14 protein-coding genes are annotated in these 17,716 nt (G+C 30.2%); 3 read left to right on the forward strand and 11 right to left on the reverse strand.

Features of this window, described 5'->3' with window-relative positions:
• Nucleotides 1-1,176: 1,176 nt before the first annotated feature.
• The 3 genes from tal (at nucleotide 1,177) to dapE (ending at nucleotide 5,506) form a co-directional block, all read left to right on the forward strand.
• Complete coding sequence (tal, locus tag BTURN675_RS02535) at nucleotides 1,177-2,136, forward strand: transaldolase (protein ID WP_046288966.1); 960 nt, start codon at nucleotides 1,177-1,179, stop codon at nucleotides 2,134-2,136.
• Between the two features lie 23 nt (nucleotides 2,137-2,159).
• Complete coding sequence (gene tkt, locus BTURN675_RS02540) at nucleotides 2,160-4,160, forward strand: transketolase (RefSeq protein ID WP_046288967.1); 2,001 nt, start codon at nucleotides 2,160-2,162, stop codon at nucleotides 4,158-4,160.
• Nucleotides 4,161-4,378: 218 nt separating this feature from the next.
• Entirely contained in the window at nucleotides 4,379-5,506 is a 1,128-nt protein-coding gene (gene dapE, locus BTURN675_RS02545; protein WP_046288968.1) for a succinyl-diaminopimelate desuccinylase, read from the forward strand.
• An 82-nt stretch (nucleotides 5,507-5,588) separates the two neighbouring features.
• Here dapE and BTURN675_RS02550 read toward each other — a convergent pair whose 3' ends face one another.
• The 11 genes from BTURN675_RS02550 to guaB all read right to left on the reverse strand — a co-directional run bounded on the left by BTURN675_RS02550 (nucleotide 5,589) and on the right by guaB (nucleotide 17,608).
• Nucleotides 5,589-5,849: an outer membrane protein assembly factor BamC gene (locus BTURN675_RS02550; protein WP_046288969.1), complete on the reverse strand. Its 261-nt coding sequence runs from the start codon at nucleotides 5,847-5,849 to the stop codon at nucleotides 5,589-5,591.
• A gap of 62 nt (nucleotides 5,850-5,911) precedes the next feature.
• Nucleotides 5,912-6,796, reverse strand: a complete 885-nt coding sequence (gene dapA, locus BTURN675_RS02555; protein ID WP_046288970.1) for a 4-hydroxy-tetrahydrodipicolinate synthase — start codon at nucleotides 6,794-6,796, stop codon at nucleotides 5,912-5,914.
• 940 nt (nucleotides 6,797-7,736) lie between these two features.
• Nucleotides 7,737-8,363: a uracil phosphoribosyltransferase gene (gene upp, locus BTURN675_RS02560; RefSeq protein ID WP_046288971.1), complete on the reverse strand. Its 627-nt coding sequence runs from the start codon at nucleotides 8,361-8,363 to the stop codon at nucleotides 7,737-7,739.
• A 352-nt stretch (nucleotides 8,364-8,715) separates the two neighbouring features.
• On the reverse strand, nucleotides 8,716-9,330 hold the full coding sequence (ureG, locus tag BTURN675_RS02565) for an urease accessory protein UreG (RefSeq protein ID WP_046288972.1): 615 nt from the start codon (nucleotides 9,328-9,330) through the stop codon (nucleotides 8,716-8,718).
• Between the two features lie 109 nt (nucleotides 9,331-9,439).
• Nucleotides 9,440-10,150, reverse strand: coding sequence for an urease accessory protein UreF (locus BTURN675_RS02570; protein ID WP_046288973.1), 711 nt, complete (start codon nucleotides 10,148-10,150; stop codon nucleotides 9,440-9,442).
• 392 nt (nucleotides 10,151-10,542) lie between these two features.
• Nucleotides 10,543-12,252, reverse strand: coding sequence for an urease subunit alpha (ureC, locus tag BTURN675_RS02575; protein ID WP_046288974.1), 1,710 nt, complete (start codon nucleotides 12,250-12,252; stop codon nucleotides 10,543-10,545).
• Nucleotides 12,249-12,566, reverse strand: a complete 318-nt coding sequence (locus BTURN675_RS02580) for an urease subunit beta (protein WP_046288975.1) — start codon at nucleotides 12,564-12,566, stop codon at nucleotides 12,249-12,251. The genes ureC and BTURN675_RS02580 overlap by 4 nt, the downstream gene beginning before the upstream one ends.
• Nucleotides 12,567-12,592: 26 nt before the next feature.
• A complete protein-coding gene (locus BTURN675_RS02585; RefSeq protein WP_046288976.1) occupies nucleotides 12,593-12,895 on the reverse strand; it encodes an urease subunit gamma in 303 nt (100 codons plus the stop codon).
• Between the two features lie 36 nt (nucleotides 12,896-12,931).
• The gene (locus BTURN675_RS02590) at nucleotides 12,932-13,771 is read right to left on the reverse strand and encodes an urease accessory protein UreD (RefSeq protein ID WP_046288977.1); all 840 of its coding nucleotides are present in this window, start codon (nucleotides 13,769-13,771) and stop codon (nucleotides 12,932-12,934) included.
• Nucleotides 13,772-14,414: 643 nt separating this feature from the next.
• The gene (guaA, locus tag BTURN675_RS02595; protein WP_245592129.1) at nucleotides 14,415-16,046 is read right to left on the reverse strand and encodes a glutamine-hydrolyzing GMP synthase; all 1,632 of its coding nucleotides are present in this window, start codon (nucleotides 16,044-16,046) and stop codon (nucleotides 14,415-14,417) included.
• A gap of 98 nt (nucleotides 16,047-16,144) precedes the next feature.
• Entirely contained in the window at nucleotides 16,145-17,608 is a 1,464-nt protein-coding gene (gene guaB, locus BTURN675_RS02600; RefSeq protein WP_046288978.1) for an IMP dehydrogenase, read from the reverse strand.
• Nucleotides 17,609-17,716 lie beyond the last annotated feature (108 nt).

Genomic DNA, 17,716 nt, shown 5'->3' on the forward strand with positions numbered 1-17,716 from the left:
TAAACAAAAAAGAAAATTAAACTACTTAAAAAAATAAATAAATTTACATTTTAATTTTAGATAATCTAAAGATAAATATTCACCACTATTTTCAATTTATAAATCTCTTTTATTAAAAAAACAAACCAAATATTAAAAAATCATAATTATAAATTTTATAAATCATTAAACTTTAACACCAAAACACTATTATCATTATAATAATAGCAATAAATATAATTTAACATAATATGTATCATTATTAATAAATATCTAAAAATATGGATATAAATATCATTAATTTAATTACACACACAATTAAAATTGCAGTAAAAAAATATCAACATATACTAAAACACACTATTTTTCTTGTATCAATTCTATAAAATCAAAATAAATTATATTTAAATATTATAACAATTCATTATACCATTAAATCAATAAAAAATTCATAAAAATCACATAATGAAAATATACTAATAAAAGAATAAATTAAAACAAACTAAACAATAAATATTCCTTAGATCAAGGATCAATATTCTTAATTAACATATTAATTTAAAAATCTTACAAAATATATACAAACTTTATTTATAAATATGATATATAATCAAAAAATTAGATTAATAAACTAATACCAATATAAATTACAGATTTACCTATAAACTAAGCATTACTTAATTTAATATATATAATGAACATGTAAATGCAATATTTATATTTTATGAATATTCATATTATATTTATTATATTAATTCAAGGAACTATAATTATTCATAATTAATATTAATAAATCAGCGTTACATTATGAAAAAACAATTTTAAAATACTACCCTTTGAAATTCATTCAATATATAAAACTTAACCAAATAGATATTCATCTAATAATTTTTAAAATTAATATAAATACAATCATAATATTAATAATAATTATGATATTATTATTTATTAATTAAAAATATGATTTCATAACCATCACGATAATAATATAAAATTATAAATTAAGTTATATCTTGTTTACATTTATGCACATTATCTGTATAATACGCTTATTTTTCAGTATATAAAACATAAATAACGTTATATTAAATATACGGTATAGTTGATATTTTAACATTTTTATGCACAATATACTGGACAAAAACACATAGTGAATGTTTCTCGTATATTAATGCTTGCATTCACGAGGCTATATGAATGAACCAACTAGACAGTTTAAAAAAATTTAGTACCATTGTCGCAGATACTGGAGATATAGAATCAATCCAACGTTACGCTCCGCAAGATGCTACCACTAACCCATCATTGCTTTTAAAATCAGTGATGCATAATAAAAAATACCAAAAACTCATAATAAATGCTATATCATATGCACAAAAAAAAGGAGGTAATAAAAACAATAAAATATTTAATGCAAGCAGTAAACTAGCAGTAAATATTGGTGCTGAAATATTAAAAAAAATACCAGGGTACATTTCAACTGAAATAGATGCACGTTTTTCTTTTAATTATGAAATGAGCATAAAACATGCTATTAACTTAATTAATATGTACGAAGAACTAAATATTAACAAAAAAAGAATTTTAATAAAACTAGCTGCAACTTGGGAGGGAATTCAAGCTGCCAACGAATTAAAAAAACATGGAATAAAATGCAATCTAACACTACTATTCTCGTTTGCACAAGCACAAGCCTGTGCTGAATCTTATGTGTATCTAATTTCTCCATTCGTTGGTCGAATTTATGACTGGTATCATCACAATCAACTATTATCACAACCATATAATTGTAATAATGATCCAGGAGTACAAGCAATACATAAAATCTTCTTATATTACAAAAAATACAACTACCCAACGATAATTATGGCAGCAAGTTTTAGAAACATTGAACAAATAACAGCTTTAGCAGGATGTGATCGACTTACAATATCACCCGATTTATTGGAAATACTACAACATAATAAACACACCGTCAAACAAAAATTATTTCCTCCCGATACACAAATAATGAATACACATACACCATTATCTGAAACAGATTTCCATAAAAAACATAACAAAAATACCATGGCTGTCCAAAAATTACTTGAGGGCATCCATAAATTTTCCACAGATCAACAAAAAATAGAAAAAATCCTTAATAATCTATTATAGTAATCAATCATGGAGAAAATTTAATGATATTAAGAAAAACTCTAGCAAATGCCATTCGTGTGTTGAGTATAGACGCTATTCAGCATGCTAATTCAGGACATCCAGGCATGCCAATGGGAATGGCTGATATTGCAGAAGTACTGTGGAGGGACTACATGAACCATAATCCACAAAATCCGACATGGATAAATAGAGATCGATTTATTCTTTCTAACGGGCATGGAGCAATGTTATTATATTCTCTCTTGCACCTTACTGGATATAATTTGACAATAGAAGATCTAAAACACTTTAGACAATTAAACTCTAAAACCCCTGGACACCCAGAATGTGGAGAAACAGAAGGAATAGAAATAACTACAGGTCCATTAGGACAAGGAATAGCTAACGCTGTAGGTATGGCTATTGCAGAAAAAACACTTGCTGCCCAATTTAACAAAACACCATTTAATATCATCGATCATTATACCTATGTCTTTTTAGGCGACGGATGTATCATGGAAGGGATTTCACATGAAGCATGCTCCTTGGCTGGAAAACTAAAACTCAACAAATTAATTGCATTTTACGATGATAATAATATTTCAATTGACGGAAATGTGGAAGACTGCTGCAGTGACGACACTGCAGCACGATTCGAAAGTTATGGTTGGAATGTAATACGAAATATCGACGGACATAACAGTAATAAAATTAAACAAGCTATTGAAAATGCTAGATCTATACTCAATAAACCTTCATTAATTATATGTAAAACTATTATCGGATATGGTTCGCCTAACAAAAGCGGTAAAAATACTGCACACGGTGCCCCCCTTGGAGAACATGAAACACTTATTACAAAAAATACACTTAACTGGAAGGAAGAACCATTTATCATACCAGAACATATCTATGAACATTGGAATGCTAAAATAGCTGGCCAAAATAAAGAAAATACATGGAATAAAAAATTTTCCGAGTATTCAATCATGTATCCAACACTTGCGATAGAACTTAAACGTCGTATAAATAAACAGTTACCAAAAATCTGGAATACACACATCCAAACACATATTGCATCCTTATTAAACCATTCACAAACAATAATATCAACACGGCAAATATCACAAAACATACTAGAAATACTCGGGCCAATATTACCAGAATTTTTAGGAGGGTCTGCTGATTTAACATCCAGCAACTTAACAAGTTGGTCACACTCAACACCAATCACTAAAAAAATATCTGGAAATTACATCCACTATGGAGTTCGAGAATTCGGAATGACCGCAATTGCAAATGGAATTAGTCATTATGGAGGATTCTTACCATATACTGCAACATTTTTGACATTTACCGGATATGCACAAAATGCCATTCGCATGGCAGCTCTTATGAAAACAAAACATATTATGATTTATACTCATGATTCGATTGGTTTAGGAGAAGATGGGCCTACACATCAACCAATAGAACAATTATCAAGTTTGCGCATGATTCCTAATTTGAATATTTGGCGACCATGTGATCAAATAGAAACAATAATCGCTTGGAAATCAGCAATTGAAAATTATAACAAACCAACCGCATTAATCTTATCCAGACAAAATTTACCCCAACAACAACATACTTCAAATCAAATTGAAAACATTGCTAAAGGTGGATATATTCTAAAAGATTGTAAAAACTTACCAACACTAATTATTATTTCCACAGGTTCAGAAATACAATTAGCAATTGATGCTTATTATATATTAACAAAAAAAGGTTTTGATATACGCGTAGTATCATTACCATCAACAAATACCTTTGATTGCCAAAACAAAGAATATAAAGAACTCGTATTACCTAAAAAAATAACCAAACGACTTGCTATTGAAGCAAGTAGTAGCGATTATTGGTATAAATACGTTGGATTAAATGGAGCAATCATTGGTATGAATACATTTGGAAAATCCGCACCATCAAAAGACCTGTTTGAATTTTTTGGATTTACCACTCATACGATAATACAAAAAGCATATGATTTACTAAATCAATAAATCACTAAATCAATAAATCAATTAGTTATTAAATTTAATTAAATAAAAAAATACCATTATATATTTAAACACGATAACCACTCTGGTTGTTGTCCAGAGTTATTACACACCACAATAACATAAGGTACAAACTAACAACTTTCCCACAAATTTTTGCATCATATATACAAAATACCAAAACTTCATATAAAACATAAAAAAAGATTTTACAATAAAATATGCAAAAAATAATACAACTAGCTCAAAAATTAATCAATATACCATCTTTAAGTCCAAATGACGCAGGATGCCAAAAATTAATAATCAAAAAACTAAAAAAACTAAAATTTAATATAGAACTTATGCCATTTAAAAACACAACTAACTTATGGGCATCTCGAGGAACAGGAACAACTCTAACTTTCGCTGGACATACTGATATAGTCCCACCCGGAAACATTGATGACTGGACATTTCCGCCATTTGAAGGAACAATAAATAATAATGTATTATACGGACGGGGTGCAACAGATATGAAAGGATCTTTAGCTGCTATGATAATAGCAGCCGAGAGCTTTATCACGCAACATCCAAATCATCAAGGCAAATTATCATTTCTTATCACTTCTGATGAAGAAGGAGAAGCTATATACGGAACAAAAAAAATTATAGAAACATTAATCAATAGACACGAAAAAATAGACTACTGTTTATTGGGAGAACCTTCTAGCTGCAATCAATTAGGTGATACCATTAAAAATGGTAGACGTGGATCATTAACAGCTAAAATAACAATTCACGGTATACAAGGACACGTAGCTTACCCAAATTTGGCAAAAAATCCAATACATATAGCTATTACGCAAGGATTAAATACACTGATTAATACTATATGGGATCACGGAAACAATATTTTCCCCGCAACAACCATGCAAATAAGCAGTATCCGCTCAGGAATACACAGTAACATTATTCCTAGTCAAATCGACATTGAATGCAATTTTCGATTCAATAATATATCTACACCACACAAAATACAAGATAAAGTAAATAACATTATGAAAAAACATAATTTAACATACAATATCAACTGGTATCTTATGGCTACACCCTACTTTAGCCATCCGGGAAAATTAATGCATGCTACAATAAAAAGTATCGAACACTTTCAAAAAATAAAACCAAAATTAGACACCAGTGGTGGAACATCAGATGGACGATTTATAAAAAAAATTGGAGCAGAAATAATAGAATTAGGAACCATAAATCAAACAATGCATAAAATAAATGAATGCGTAAACACTATCGACCTAAAAACATTAAGTAAAATATACAAAAATATTATAGAACGTGTTTTATTATCATAAATTACAGATATATACCTATGATCTATATTATACACCTCTTGAATTATTCTTGACTATTATTCTATTTTTATAAAAAAGTTTTTTAATACGCAACATTAGGCGGACAAATATCCAATTTCTTACCAACATTGACAGAATTTTTATCAAAAATAACACCACCAGAAGGACTACCTACCTCGTAAGTAGGATTCGAGGGTGGCAATATCATACCATTAGGTACACAAATGCTGGATAATGGAGCTGAATACAAATAATCTTCATTTCCATTTATTCTACATATATCAGGCATAGTCCGAGTACAAGATACAATACATACTATAAAAAAAATAAAAATTAATTTCATAAAGTTTATAAAACTATTAACCAATAACTAATATAATGTTTTACCTATTAAATCATAAATAATTATAATGATAATAAACGAAGATTAATTAATATTTGTTTTAACACATCCGTATAATCCGCTGATAAAGATGTAAGAGGTAAACGTAAAGTAGCACATTTAATTAATCCAACAGCCCATGCGGCCCATTTCACCGGTATGGGATTAGACTCAAGAAACAAAGCACGATGTAAAGGCATCAAGCGCGCATTAATAGAACGAGCAGACAAAAAATTTCCTGTAAGCGCAAATTTACACAAGTTCACCATTTCTTGTGGAACTATATTAGCTGTAACTGAAATCACTCCGTGACCCCCAAGTTGCATAAAATCCAATGCAGTAATATCATCTCCACTAAATAATAAAAAATCATCATCTACTACCTCTTTCAATTGATTCACACGACTTAAATCACCAGTTGCTTCTTTAATACCTACTATATTTTTTATTGCCGATAATCTAGAAACAGTGACAGGCAATATATCACACCCAGTTCTAACTGGAACATTATATAAAATTTGAGGTAAATCAGTAGATTCAGAAATTGCTTTAAAATGCTGAAATAACCCTTCTTGTGTGGGTCTATTATAATAAGGTGCAACACTTAAACAAGCTGCTATATCAGTACCATTAAATTGTCGCGTCAACAAAACTGCTTCAGATGTCGAATTAGCACCAGTCCCTGCAATAACAGGAACCCGTCCATCACTGATATCCAATGTCCACATAACCATATCAGCATGTTCCGTATGACTCAGCCCAGACATTTCACCAGTAGTCCCTACTGATACAATCGCCGAAGTACCACTAAACACATGATAATCAATTAACTTTTTTAAACTAATCCGATCGATATTACCTCTCTCATCCATCGGAGTAATTAACGCTACTATACTCCCAGATAACATTATCGTTTTTTCCTCTTTCAATAAAAAAATATCAATGACAATAATAAAAACAATTCACCTCCTGCTATTATATGAAAATACATATCCTATATATAAATCCAATTCACCATTACCCAATAATATAAAAACACTATTACATTATAGAAGTAATCTTTGCTAACTAAAATATACTTTTAAACTAATGCACTCAAAATACAACTATCGATAATAAACTATTATATTTTTTAATGTAGATATATACTTATCACACGATATATAATGTAATAATAATATAAACATCGTGTTCTTATAATAAGAACGATACTATATTATTGAAAATATAACAAAACTCCATTTAATACATTAAATATCGAACATTACAACAACATTCTTCAATACACTAACAAACAATCTATTATAACATATGAAACATATCAAAAAATATTATCTTAAAACTTCAGCAACAATATATAAAAGAAACATATAATAAAAATATAATAATATAATTCCAAAAAATAAAAAAAATTTATGATAAAAAAGATTATCTGTATTACAATTATATTATATTTTATACAACAAAAAACACGAAAAAAATGAAATTTTACTAAAATACAAACTTTTTGAAAATTTTAACAATATCTAAAAACAAATAAACATTTCATCTAATGAACTCACTAATATATCCACACTAACTAATATTATATCCACAAAAAAATATTACCATATCCCTGTACAACAAAAAATAATAACAAATTAACAAAATAAAGATCACACATCATACTTTAATGACCTAATAAAACAAACACTTACATATAACAAAATTTTATTATTAATATTAAACTAAACAACCATAACAATTTAATATTTAATGTTTAATATAAGATAACAATCAATTTTACTTTAACCTAATAGATAATTGATATAATGATATAATAAATAAAAAAACACACACTTAATGTAATTATTCAGTACCAAATATCTTGTCACCTGCATCCCCTAAACCAGGAATAATATAACCTGAAGCATTTAATCTCTGATCAATAGCTCCCAAATATAATTCAACATCTGGATGCATATTCTCTAAAGCTAAAATACCCTCAGGAGCTGCTACTAATGCTAATACTTTAATACTCCGACAACCAGCTTTTTTCAATAAATCAACAGCAGCAATCATTGATCCACCAGTAGCCAACATAGGATCCAATATTATAGCCATGCGTTCATTAATATTTGAAACCAACTTATGAAAATAAGGAATTGCTTTCAAAGTAATTTCATCACGATATATACCTACCATACTAATTCGTGCATTAGGCATATTTTCTAAAACACCACCCATCATCCCCAATCCTGCTCGTAAAATTGGAACAACAGTAATTTTTTTACCTTTAATACGCTCAATATTAACCAAGCCGCACCAACCTCTAATAGTTACAGTTTCAATTTCTAAATCCGACGTTGCCACATATGTCAACAAACTTCCAATTTCTGCAGATAACTCACGAAAACGCTTTGTGCTAATACCCTGCGCGCGCATCAAACCAAGTTTATGTTTTACCAACGGATGCTTAACCTCAACAATTTTCATGCTATTTACTCTTCGGTATAAGACAACACTACAACTGTGAGACGATTATTATTATAATATATACTGGCACCATACCAAAATATATTATCTTATAAAATACCTCATTATAAATTCAAAATATCATCACTTTTAGTACACACCATACTACTGTCATGGTAATAAATTTTAAATAAATTATCTTTTAAATCAATTAGAATACATCATAATGCTAATAATATCAAATCTCTATTAAAATAATCAAAACCACTCAGTCAAAAGTTTCAACATACTGCGCAATTTAACAACATGTAACAACCAAGTATTTTCATGTAAACGAAAAACAAATATAAAAACAAATATAATATACAAAAACTTATTTCATAAAATCACAAAACTTCTGCACAACAAAATCAACAATTACATCAACACCAACCCCCGTCTTTAAATTAGTAAACCCCCATGAACCATGAGCACGTATACGAGTAATATCCGTTTCCATCACTACTAACGAAGCCCCTACATATGAAGATAAATCCATCTTATTAACTACCAAAAAATCAGAACGAGCAATACCTGGACCACCCTTTCTCGGAATTTTATCTCCTCCCGCTACATCAATAACATACAAACTCAAATCTACCAATTCTGGACTAAACATCGCACTTAAATTATCACCACCACTTTCAATAAAAATAATATCTAAATTTTTAAACCTATTAATTAACCCTTCAATAGCTAATAAATTCATTGAAGCATCCTCACGAATAGCAGTATGAGGACAACAACCAGTTTCTATACCAATAATACGATCACTATTTAAAGCACCAGATTTAATTAAAATACGCTGATCTTCTTTAGTATAAATATCATTAGTAATGACTGCCAATTGATACTGATGACGCATCTTTTTACATAATTTTTCGATTAACTCAGTTTTACCAGTCCCTACTGGACCACCAACACCAACACGAAATGGTTTTTCACTCATAAACACCACCAAAATTTTTGATTATACAGTAATATATCATTCATTAATATATAAATATTATTCATTAATATATAAAACACTACACCAACACTATATGTATAAATAAACCTCAAGAACGAAACAAACGAGAATCTTGTACTTCATGACATGACGAAGAAATCCCCTGAAATGGAAAACTATTACCCAATTCATTATCTGTAATTAAAACAGATTGTCTTAAAATTTCCGGCAATAATTTCAAAAAATACATTATTAGCTGCTGCGCTACAAATTGACCAAAAAGAAGCAATTTTAACCCTGATATAACATTATTCTCTATATAACTATATGAATAACCTACACATAAAATATTAACGGGAATTTTCCACACACATCCCATCCAAGCAATACCTGCTAATATACTTTTCTTTAAAATTAATTCCCAACAACTATCTAATGATAACCCTAACTTATACATTAACTGAACAATCACTTTTCCACGATCCTGTTCCTCCATCCGTAATTCATACGTTTCACGAAAAGATAAAAGTTGTTCTAAATAATACCAAAAACGATCAATATCATTACACATGATACAATCATAAAAACGATAAAGTATCGGTAAATCTAAATACACTAACTGACTATTCATTAATTCCTTCTGCCACACGATAAACTCAGCTACAGAACATACCCAATTACGGCTTACTGCTAATTCTAAACCGTGAGAATAACTAAAATTTCCCAATGGGGCATGAACACTAAACAACTGCATGAAACGCAATAAAATATTTACATTAAAAAAATCTATATCTTCTAATAAACAAAACTTCTTATTCATATTTTGTATAAATATAACATGACAATAATTTTTTTATTTATATAGTTTGTATATAAATCAAAAAATATATAACAGCAATCTTTAATATACTATTGAATCATAAAATCTCATAATACAAATCAAACACTCACAAAAAATAAAAACACACTAAAACCATACTTTTACAACACATCAACTAAATTGATAACACATTGGCATCTCTAACAACAACCACTACATAATAAAATAAAAAATTCCATAACAAATTAAATTAATAAATGCTTAAAATTATTTAAACTTCCCCGCGTTCCAATGTAAAATTTGGAAACTTTTGTTTAACAAAGCAAATATTACCAATTAATTTCAATTAATAAATCAAATCAAAATATGATGATAACACAAAGATATCACAACTAAAATAAAAAATAACGTTGAGACATTGGTAACACCGTGGACGGCTCACAAAATAACAACTCTCCATTCGCATACACTCGATATGTTTGAGAATCAACTTTAATATACGGTTTCCAAAAATTATGAATCATATTATCTTTTTTTACATTACGACATTTATGAGCCACACCAATTAAACTAGATAACCCTAAACGTTCATGCAAATTTTCAATATACGCTATGGACGAAATAAACGTCATACGTATGACCTGACGAACACCACCTAAAACACCAAACATTAAACGATGATAAACTGGCTCAGGAGTTGGAATAGAAGCATTGGGATCACCCATTAACGATACAACAATTACACCCCCTTTAATAACTAAATCAGGTTTAACACCAAAAAACGCCGGTGACCATAATACTAAATCAGCTAATTTTCCAATTTCAATCGAACCAACTTCATGAGAAATACCATGAGTAATAGCAGGATTAATAGTATATTTTGCAATATATCTTTTAACACGAAAATTATCATTATCACTAGATTGTGCTCTATCCAATAACACACCACGTTGTAATTTCATTTTATGTGCTGTTTGCCAAGTACGTAAAATAACTTCACCTATTCTTCCCATCGCTTGAGAATCAGAAGAAATCATAGAAAACGCCCCAAGATCATGTAAAATATCTTCAGCAGCAATAGTTTCTTTACGAATTCTAGATTCTGAAAACGCTATATCTTCAGGTAAATTGCTATCTAAATGATGACAAACCATCAACATATCTAAATGTTCATCTACTGTATTAACAGTATAAGGCATAGTAGGCGTAGTAGACGACGGTAAAACATTACTTTTACCACATATTCGAATAATATCTGGAGAATGCCCTCCACCAGCTCCTTCAGCATGATAAGCATGAATAGTACGATCACCAATTACCAGAAGGGTATCTTCAAGAAAACCCGATTCATTTAAAGTATCTGTGTGAATGGCTATCTGTACATCAAAAGAATCTGCTACCTTTAAAGCACAATCAATGACAGCGGGGGTAGCACCCCAGTCTTCATGTATTTTTAACCCAATAGCTCCAGATACTATTTGTTCTTCCAATGCAGCAGGTAAAGATGAACTACCTTTTCCCAAAAAACCAATATTTACAGGCAATGAATCAGATAACTGTAACATACGTGATAAATACCATGGACCAGGTGTACAAGTGGTAGCATTAGTGCCAGTAGTTGGCCCCGTCCCCCCTCCAATCAAAGTGGTGACCCCCGAACAAATTGCCTCCTCTATTTGCTGAGGACAAATAAAATGAACATGAGAATCAATACCTCCAGCCGTGACAATCTTACCTTCTGCTCCTATAACTTCAGTACTTGGACCAATATACATTGTAACGCCCGGCTGAATATTTGGGTTACCGGATTTTCCAATAGCTACAATTCTACCATCCTTAATACCAATGTCAGCTTTAACTATTCCCCAATAATCAATAATTAAAGCATTAGTTAATACTAAATCAAGACAATCCGAAGAACACATCTGTCCTTGACCCATCCCATCACGAATTACTTTCCCGGAACCAAACTTCATTTCTTCTCCATAATAACTAAAATCCTTTTCTACACTAATCCATAAATCAGTATCAGATAAACGAACACGATCCCCTACGGTTGGTCCAAACATATCAACATATGCACGACGTGATAACATACTCATATAAAATTATCCAATTTCCCCATAACCATTTTATTAAAACCATATACTGTACGCTTACCTAGATAATTAACTAACTGTACAGTTCTTGATTGCCCCGGTTCAAAACGTATCGTCGTGCCTGATGGAATATCTAAACGATATCCCCATACAGAACAACGATTAAATTTCAAAGCTTTATTTACCTCATAAAAATGAAAATGCGACCCTACTTGTATGGGGCGATCAGCTGAATTAAAAACACATAACACTACACAATAACGATGTGTATTTAATTCTACATCACCTGAAATAAGACGATACTCACCTGGAATCATAAATATAATGGTAATTACACATTAAATTAAATTATTGGATTATGCACTGTCACTAACTTTGTTCCATCCAAAAAAGTAGCCTCTACTTGCACATTAGGAATCATTTCTGAAACACCTTCCATAACATCATCTTTAGTTAAAACACTACAACCCAAATTCATTAATTCTGCAACAGAATGACCATCACGAGCCCCCTCCAAAATTGTAAAAGTAATAAGCGCAACTGCCTCTGGATGATTTAATTTTAAACCTCGGGCACGTCGACGTTCAGCTAATAAAGCGACAACAAATATTAACAATTTATCCCGTTCACGAGGTAATAACTTCATTATAAAATCAACCCCCCCTATTTTTTTAAATAATATTTATGTTGACCATACTCTTGGGACTACTGGTTGTTTTCCAACAACACTAGGTCGCAAAAAACACCACAAAACACGCAAAAACGCTTGTACACATTCATGTTCATTATCTAATAAACGCACCACAAGTAACTTATCTAATAGTGTAGCACCTCCTGCTGCAATACCATATTTTTTAATTAAAATACGCACATCATTTAATACATGAATATCACTTGGTAAAGCATACAAAACCGCACTAACTTGATATCCAGAAAACTTATTTAAAAACTCATCAGAATAATTAACTTTGATTCGTTCACGTAAACCAATAGCATTTTCTAACACAACAGATACAAAAATATTCAATACCCTTCCTGTACATACCTCTTGAAACGGTACACAACAAAAACACAAACTCTCAAAAAAAATGAAACGAGCCCCTTCTGCTACCCATACATTACTTTCTATAATTACTTTAGATTTTGAAAAAAATATATTACATTGCGGTAACCATTCTAATGCACTTCCCTTACTGAGATTAAAATTTTGACGAACAAACACATACATACCATCAGAACGATAAAATTTAGTAGCTCCAGGCATAGTCAATAATACGTGACTGTTTTCTTCTAAATCAATCTCCAAATATAATTGATCTCCTGCAACCAAACCACCAGGTGGATGTAATAAATAAACATGAGGTACATTATCATCATAATAAAATGGTTTTTGAATTATAAAAGGACCACGATGCCAACGTTTTAGTAATGTATTTCTATTATTACGTAATCCAAAATTTAACTTCAACTCTCCTACCCAATTACGCATAATGAACATAGGTACAATATTATTTGATAACATAAAAATTAAAAAAATACTATTAAATTAATTATAACTACTAAGACCATTATCTTTCTTATGTATTTATCTTTTCTATGTATTTAACAAGAAAAATACATAATATACAACTCATATAATAAATTGAAAGTAAATAACTAAAATTCATAAAAAAAATACACAACTAACTACCTCAACTATAGCTCGAAATAAACATAAATTAATAAATATTTTAAATAATCAATTATAAAAAAATTACAAAATACATATATACTATTTCATGAAATACTATTGAATCATCTCACATTACTTAAATACACTAAATACTCCAAAAAATCTACAAAAAAAAATTACAAAATAAAAAATAATATTAATAAATTAATAATTTTTCTAACACTATAATTCTATAATCCAATTATATAATATTTATATAATATAATAATTAACAAACCGACATTTAATGAATATAATAATATAATAATTAATATTACAATACTTAAAATTAATAAAAATATTGAAATATTCAAACACACCAAACCTCAAATTTTGGTTTTATAGACCAACATATTCAATAAATAATGTATTTTAATATATTAAAAAATTATTAAAAATTACAAAAAAAATAATACAAAACATTACCAAATAAAAAATAACATACTTCCAAAAACTACTCCCATTCAATAGTAGATGGTGGTTTATTTGAAATATCATACACAACACGAGAAATACCATCAACTTCATTAATTATTCTAGTAGATACCTTACACAAAAAATCATAAGGAAACTCTGCCCAACGAGCAGTCATAAAATCAACCGTCTCCACTGCGCGCAATGCAACAACCCATTCATACTTACGTACATCACCCATTACCCCTACAGATCGTACTGGTAAAAACACAACAAACGCTTGACTAATTTTAGTATATAAATTAGACATTTTTAATTCTTCAATAAAAATTAAATCAGCACAACGCAATAAATCACAACGCTCCCTATTAACCTCTCCTAAAATTCGTATTCCTAACCCAGGACCTGGAAATGGATGATCACACAAAATATCAGAAGATACACCTAATTCTTTCCCTAATGTTCTAACTTCATCCTTAAATAAATGCTTAATAGGCTCTAAAAGAGCCATCGATTTTATATCCGGTAATCCACCAACATTATGATGAGACTTAATAAAAAATTTCTCATTAGCAACAACACTAGAAGAAATACCAGACTCAATTATATCAGGGTATATAGTACCTTGAGCTAACCACTTTACATTATTATTAGCTAATTTTTTTCTTTCACCTTCAAAAACCTCTATAAAAACTCGACCAATAACTTTACGTTTTTCCTCAGAATTGCTGATCCCTACAAGTGCATCAAAAAAACGATTCGCTGCTGATATATAAATAATATTTAACGAATATTCCTGCATTAATCTTTTTATATGCGTGCAATCATTATAACGCAAAAGTCCAGTATCAACAAAATAACAGATCAATTTACTATCACCAATAGCACGACGCAATAATAATGCTGTAACAAGAGAATCAATACCTCCAGAAAATGCAAGTAATACACTTTCAGATCGTACTGTATTTCTAATATCGGTAATCAAATAATTAATAATATTTTTCGAATTCCACAACGACTGGCAAGAACAAATTTGAAAAATAAAACGTTTTAAAATGTGTTTCCCCTTTCGGGTATGAGTGACTTCTGGATGAAACTGCAAACCATACAAACGCTGTTTTTCATTTGCTATAATAGCAATATCACAACTTTTTGTAACAGCAATAACAACAAATCCATCCGGTATAGAAATAACTGTATCAGCATGACTCATCCATACATCTAATACACCTCGACCATCAACATTTACACTATCATAAATCCCTTGCACTAAAACACTATTAACAACAACCTCTAATTGAGAATAACCAAACTCTCGTTTAGATATACTCTTACGAACTACACCACCAAAATGAGCCACTAAAACATGCATACCATAACATATTCCTAAAATAGGAACATTGAACTTAAAAATATATTCAGGTACAATGTTGTTAATAACATTCTTTGCATAAACACTCATAGGACTGCCAGAAAGGATAATACCCGACGGAGTAAATTGTCGAACTGCATGTTCTGTTAAATTCCAACAAAAAAAAACCTCACAATACACTCCTAATTCCCGAACCCTCCTGGCTATTAGCTGAGTATATTGAGAACAAAAATCTAAAATTAAAATGCGACTTTTACAAACACTAAAATCTTTTATAACACTCTTATTAATAAAATTCACCAATAATTAAAATATTAATTATAAAAAACACAAAAAACAATTCGATTTATACTGATCAATTTAACTTAATTACACTAATATAACGAACCTGTTACATCCTAACCTAAACGATAATTAGGAGATTCCTTTGTAATATTTACATCATGAACATGACTTTCCCGCATACCAGCATGACTAATTCGAACAAATTTACTCTTATACCGCAAATCATAAATAGTATGACACCCAGTCAAACCCATACAAGAACGTACACCTCCTATTAACTGATGAACAACATCTTTTAATCGGCCTTTATAAGGTACACGACCTTCAATACCCTCAGGTATCAATTTATTACCATCATTAACTTGAAAATATCGATCAGAAGAACCATGCACCATTGCACCTATAGAACCCATACCTCGATAACTTTTAAACGAACGACCTTGATAAAATTCTATCTCTCCAGGAGATTCTTCTGTACCAGCTAATAATGAACCAACCATTACACAAGAAGCACCTGCCCCTATAGCCTTTGCAATATCACCAGAAAAACGAATACCACCATCTGCAATTACTGGAATATCAGCCTCTTTTAAACTATCTACTACGTCAGAAATTGCAGTAATTTGGGGAACACCAACACCAGTAACAATACGAGTAGTACAAATGGAACCAGGACCTAACCCTACTTTCACAGCGTTAACACCAGCCTTAACTAAAGCTTGTGCACCCTCACTAGTAACCACATTACCACCAATAATTGGTAACTTCGGAAACATTGAACGAACATCCCAAATACTTTGTAACACAGCCGACGAATGACCATGCGAACTATCAAATAACAAAACATCTATACCAGAATTTACTAACGCCTGAACACGATCATTAGTATTAAAACCAACACCAACTGCAGCACCAACCCTCAAACGGCCATACTCATCTTTGCAAGCAGATGGCTTTTGTTCTGCCTTCTCAAAATCCTTTACCGTAATCATACCTAATAAATGAAAATAATCATCTACCACCAATGCTTTTTCAACTCTTTTGTTATGCATTTTCATCAATACCACATCATATGCTTCACCTTCTCTAACAGTTACCAAACGATCTTTTGGTGTCATAACCGATGAAACAGGTGCAGTCAAATCAGTTATAAAACGTATATCACGACTTGTAATAATACCAACTAATTCATTAGTAACGCTAATAACGACCGGATAACCACCAAAACCATTACGCTGGGTAAGCTTTTTTACTTCTAATAACGTTGTGTCAGGCGCAACACATTGAGGATTAGTTACCATACCGCTTTCATATCGCTTGACACGAACAACCTCAGCTACTTGATTTTCTATAGACATATTTTTATGTATAAAACCAATCCCGCCTTCTTGTGCTAAAGCAATTGCTAAACTTGACTCAGTCACTGTATCCATAGCAGCAGATATAATAGGAATATTTAACTTAATGTCCTTAGTCAACTGAGTACTAACATCAACAGCAGCCGGTAACATTGTAGAATATGACGGAAGAAGCAACACATCATCAAAAGTTAAAGCTTCTTTAGTAATACATAACATGATAGCATTTCAAGCATTAGTATTCTTAACATTAAATTGAAAAATTTGTCGAAAGGTCAATAATAATATACTTTATTATAAATTACAAATAAATTTTATATTATAACA

This window comes from Blochmannia endosymbiont of Polyrhachis (Hedomyrma) turneri (assembly GCF_000973505.1).
Classification (GTDB): Bacteria; Pseudomonadota; Gammaproteobacteria; order Enterobacterales; family Enterobacteriaceae; genus Blochmanniella.

Excerpts from the sequence above, each read along its gene's own strand:
- tal (WP_046288966.1), top strand. The coding sequence starts at position 1,177 with ATGAACCAACTAGACAGTTTAAAAAAATTTAGTACCATTGTCGCAGAT.
- tkt (WP_046288967.1), top strand. The coding sequence starts at position 2,160 with ATGATATTAAGAAAAACTCTAGCAAATGCCATTCGTGTGTTGAGTATA.
- dapE (WP_046288968.1), top strand. The coding sequence starts at position 4,379 with ATGCAAAAAATAATACAACTAGCTCAAAAATTAATCAATATACCATCT.
- BTURN675_RS02550 (WP_046288969.1), bottom strand. The coding sequence starts at position 5,849 with ATGAAATTAATTTTTATTTTTTTTATAGTATGTATTGTATCTTGTACT.
- dapA (WP_046288970.1), bottom strand. The coding sequence starts at position 6,796 with ATGTTATCTGGGAGTATAGTAGCGTTAATTACTCCGATGGATGAGAGA.
- upp (WP_046288971.1), bottom strand. The coding sequence starts at position 8,363 with ATGAAAATTGTTGAGGTTAAGCATCCGTTGGTAAAACATAAACTTGGT.
- ureG (WP_046288972.1), bottom strand. The coding sequence starts at position 9,330 with ATGAGTGAAAAACCATTTCGTGTTGGTGTTGGTGGTCCAGTAGGGACT.
- BTURN675_RS02570 (WP_046288973.1), bottom strand. The coding sequence starts at position 10,150 with ATGAATAAGAAGTTTTGTTTATTAGAAGATATAGATTTTTTTAATGTA.
- ureC (WP_046288974.1), bottom strand. The coding sequence starts at position 12,252 with ATGAGTATGTTATCACGTCGTGCATATGTTGATATGTTTGGACCAACC.
- BTURN675_RS02580 (WP_046288975.1), bottom strand. The coding sequence starts at position 12,566 with ATGATTCCAGGTGAGTATCGTCTTATTTCAGGTGATGTAGAATTAAAT.
- BTURN675_RS02585 (WP_046288976.1), bottom strand. The coding sequence starts at position 12,895 with ATGAAGTTATTACCTCGTGAACGGGATAAATTGTTAATATTTGTTGTC.
- BTURN675_RS02590 (WP_046288977.1), bottom strand. The coding sequence starts at position 13,771 with ATGTTATCAAATAATATTGTACCTATGTTCATTATGCGTAATTGGGTA.
- guaB (WP_046288978.1), bottom strand. The coding sequence starts at position 17,608 with ATGTTATGTATTACTAAAGAAGCTTTAACTTTTGATGATGTGTTGCTT.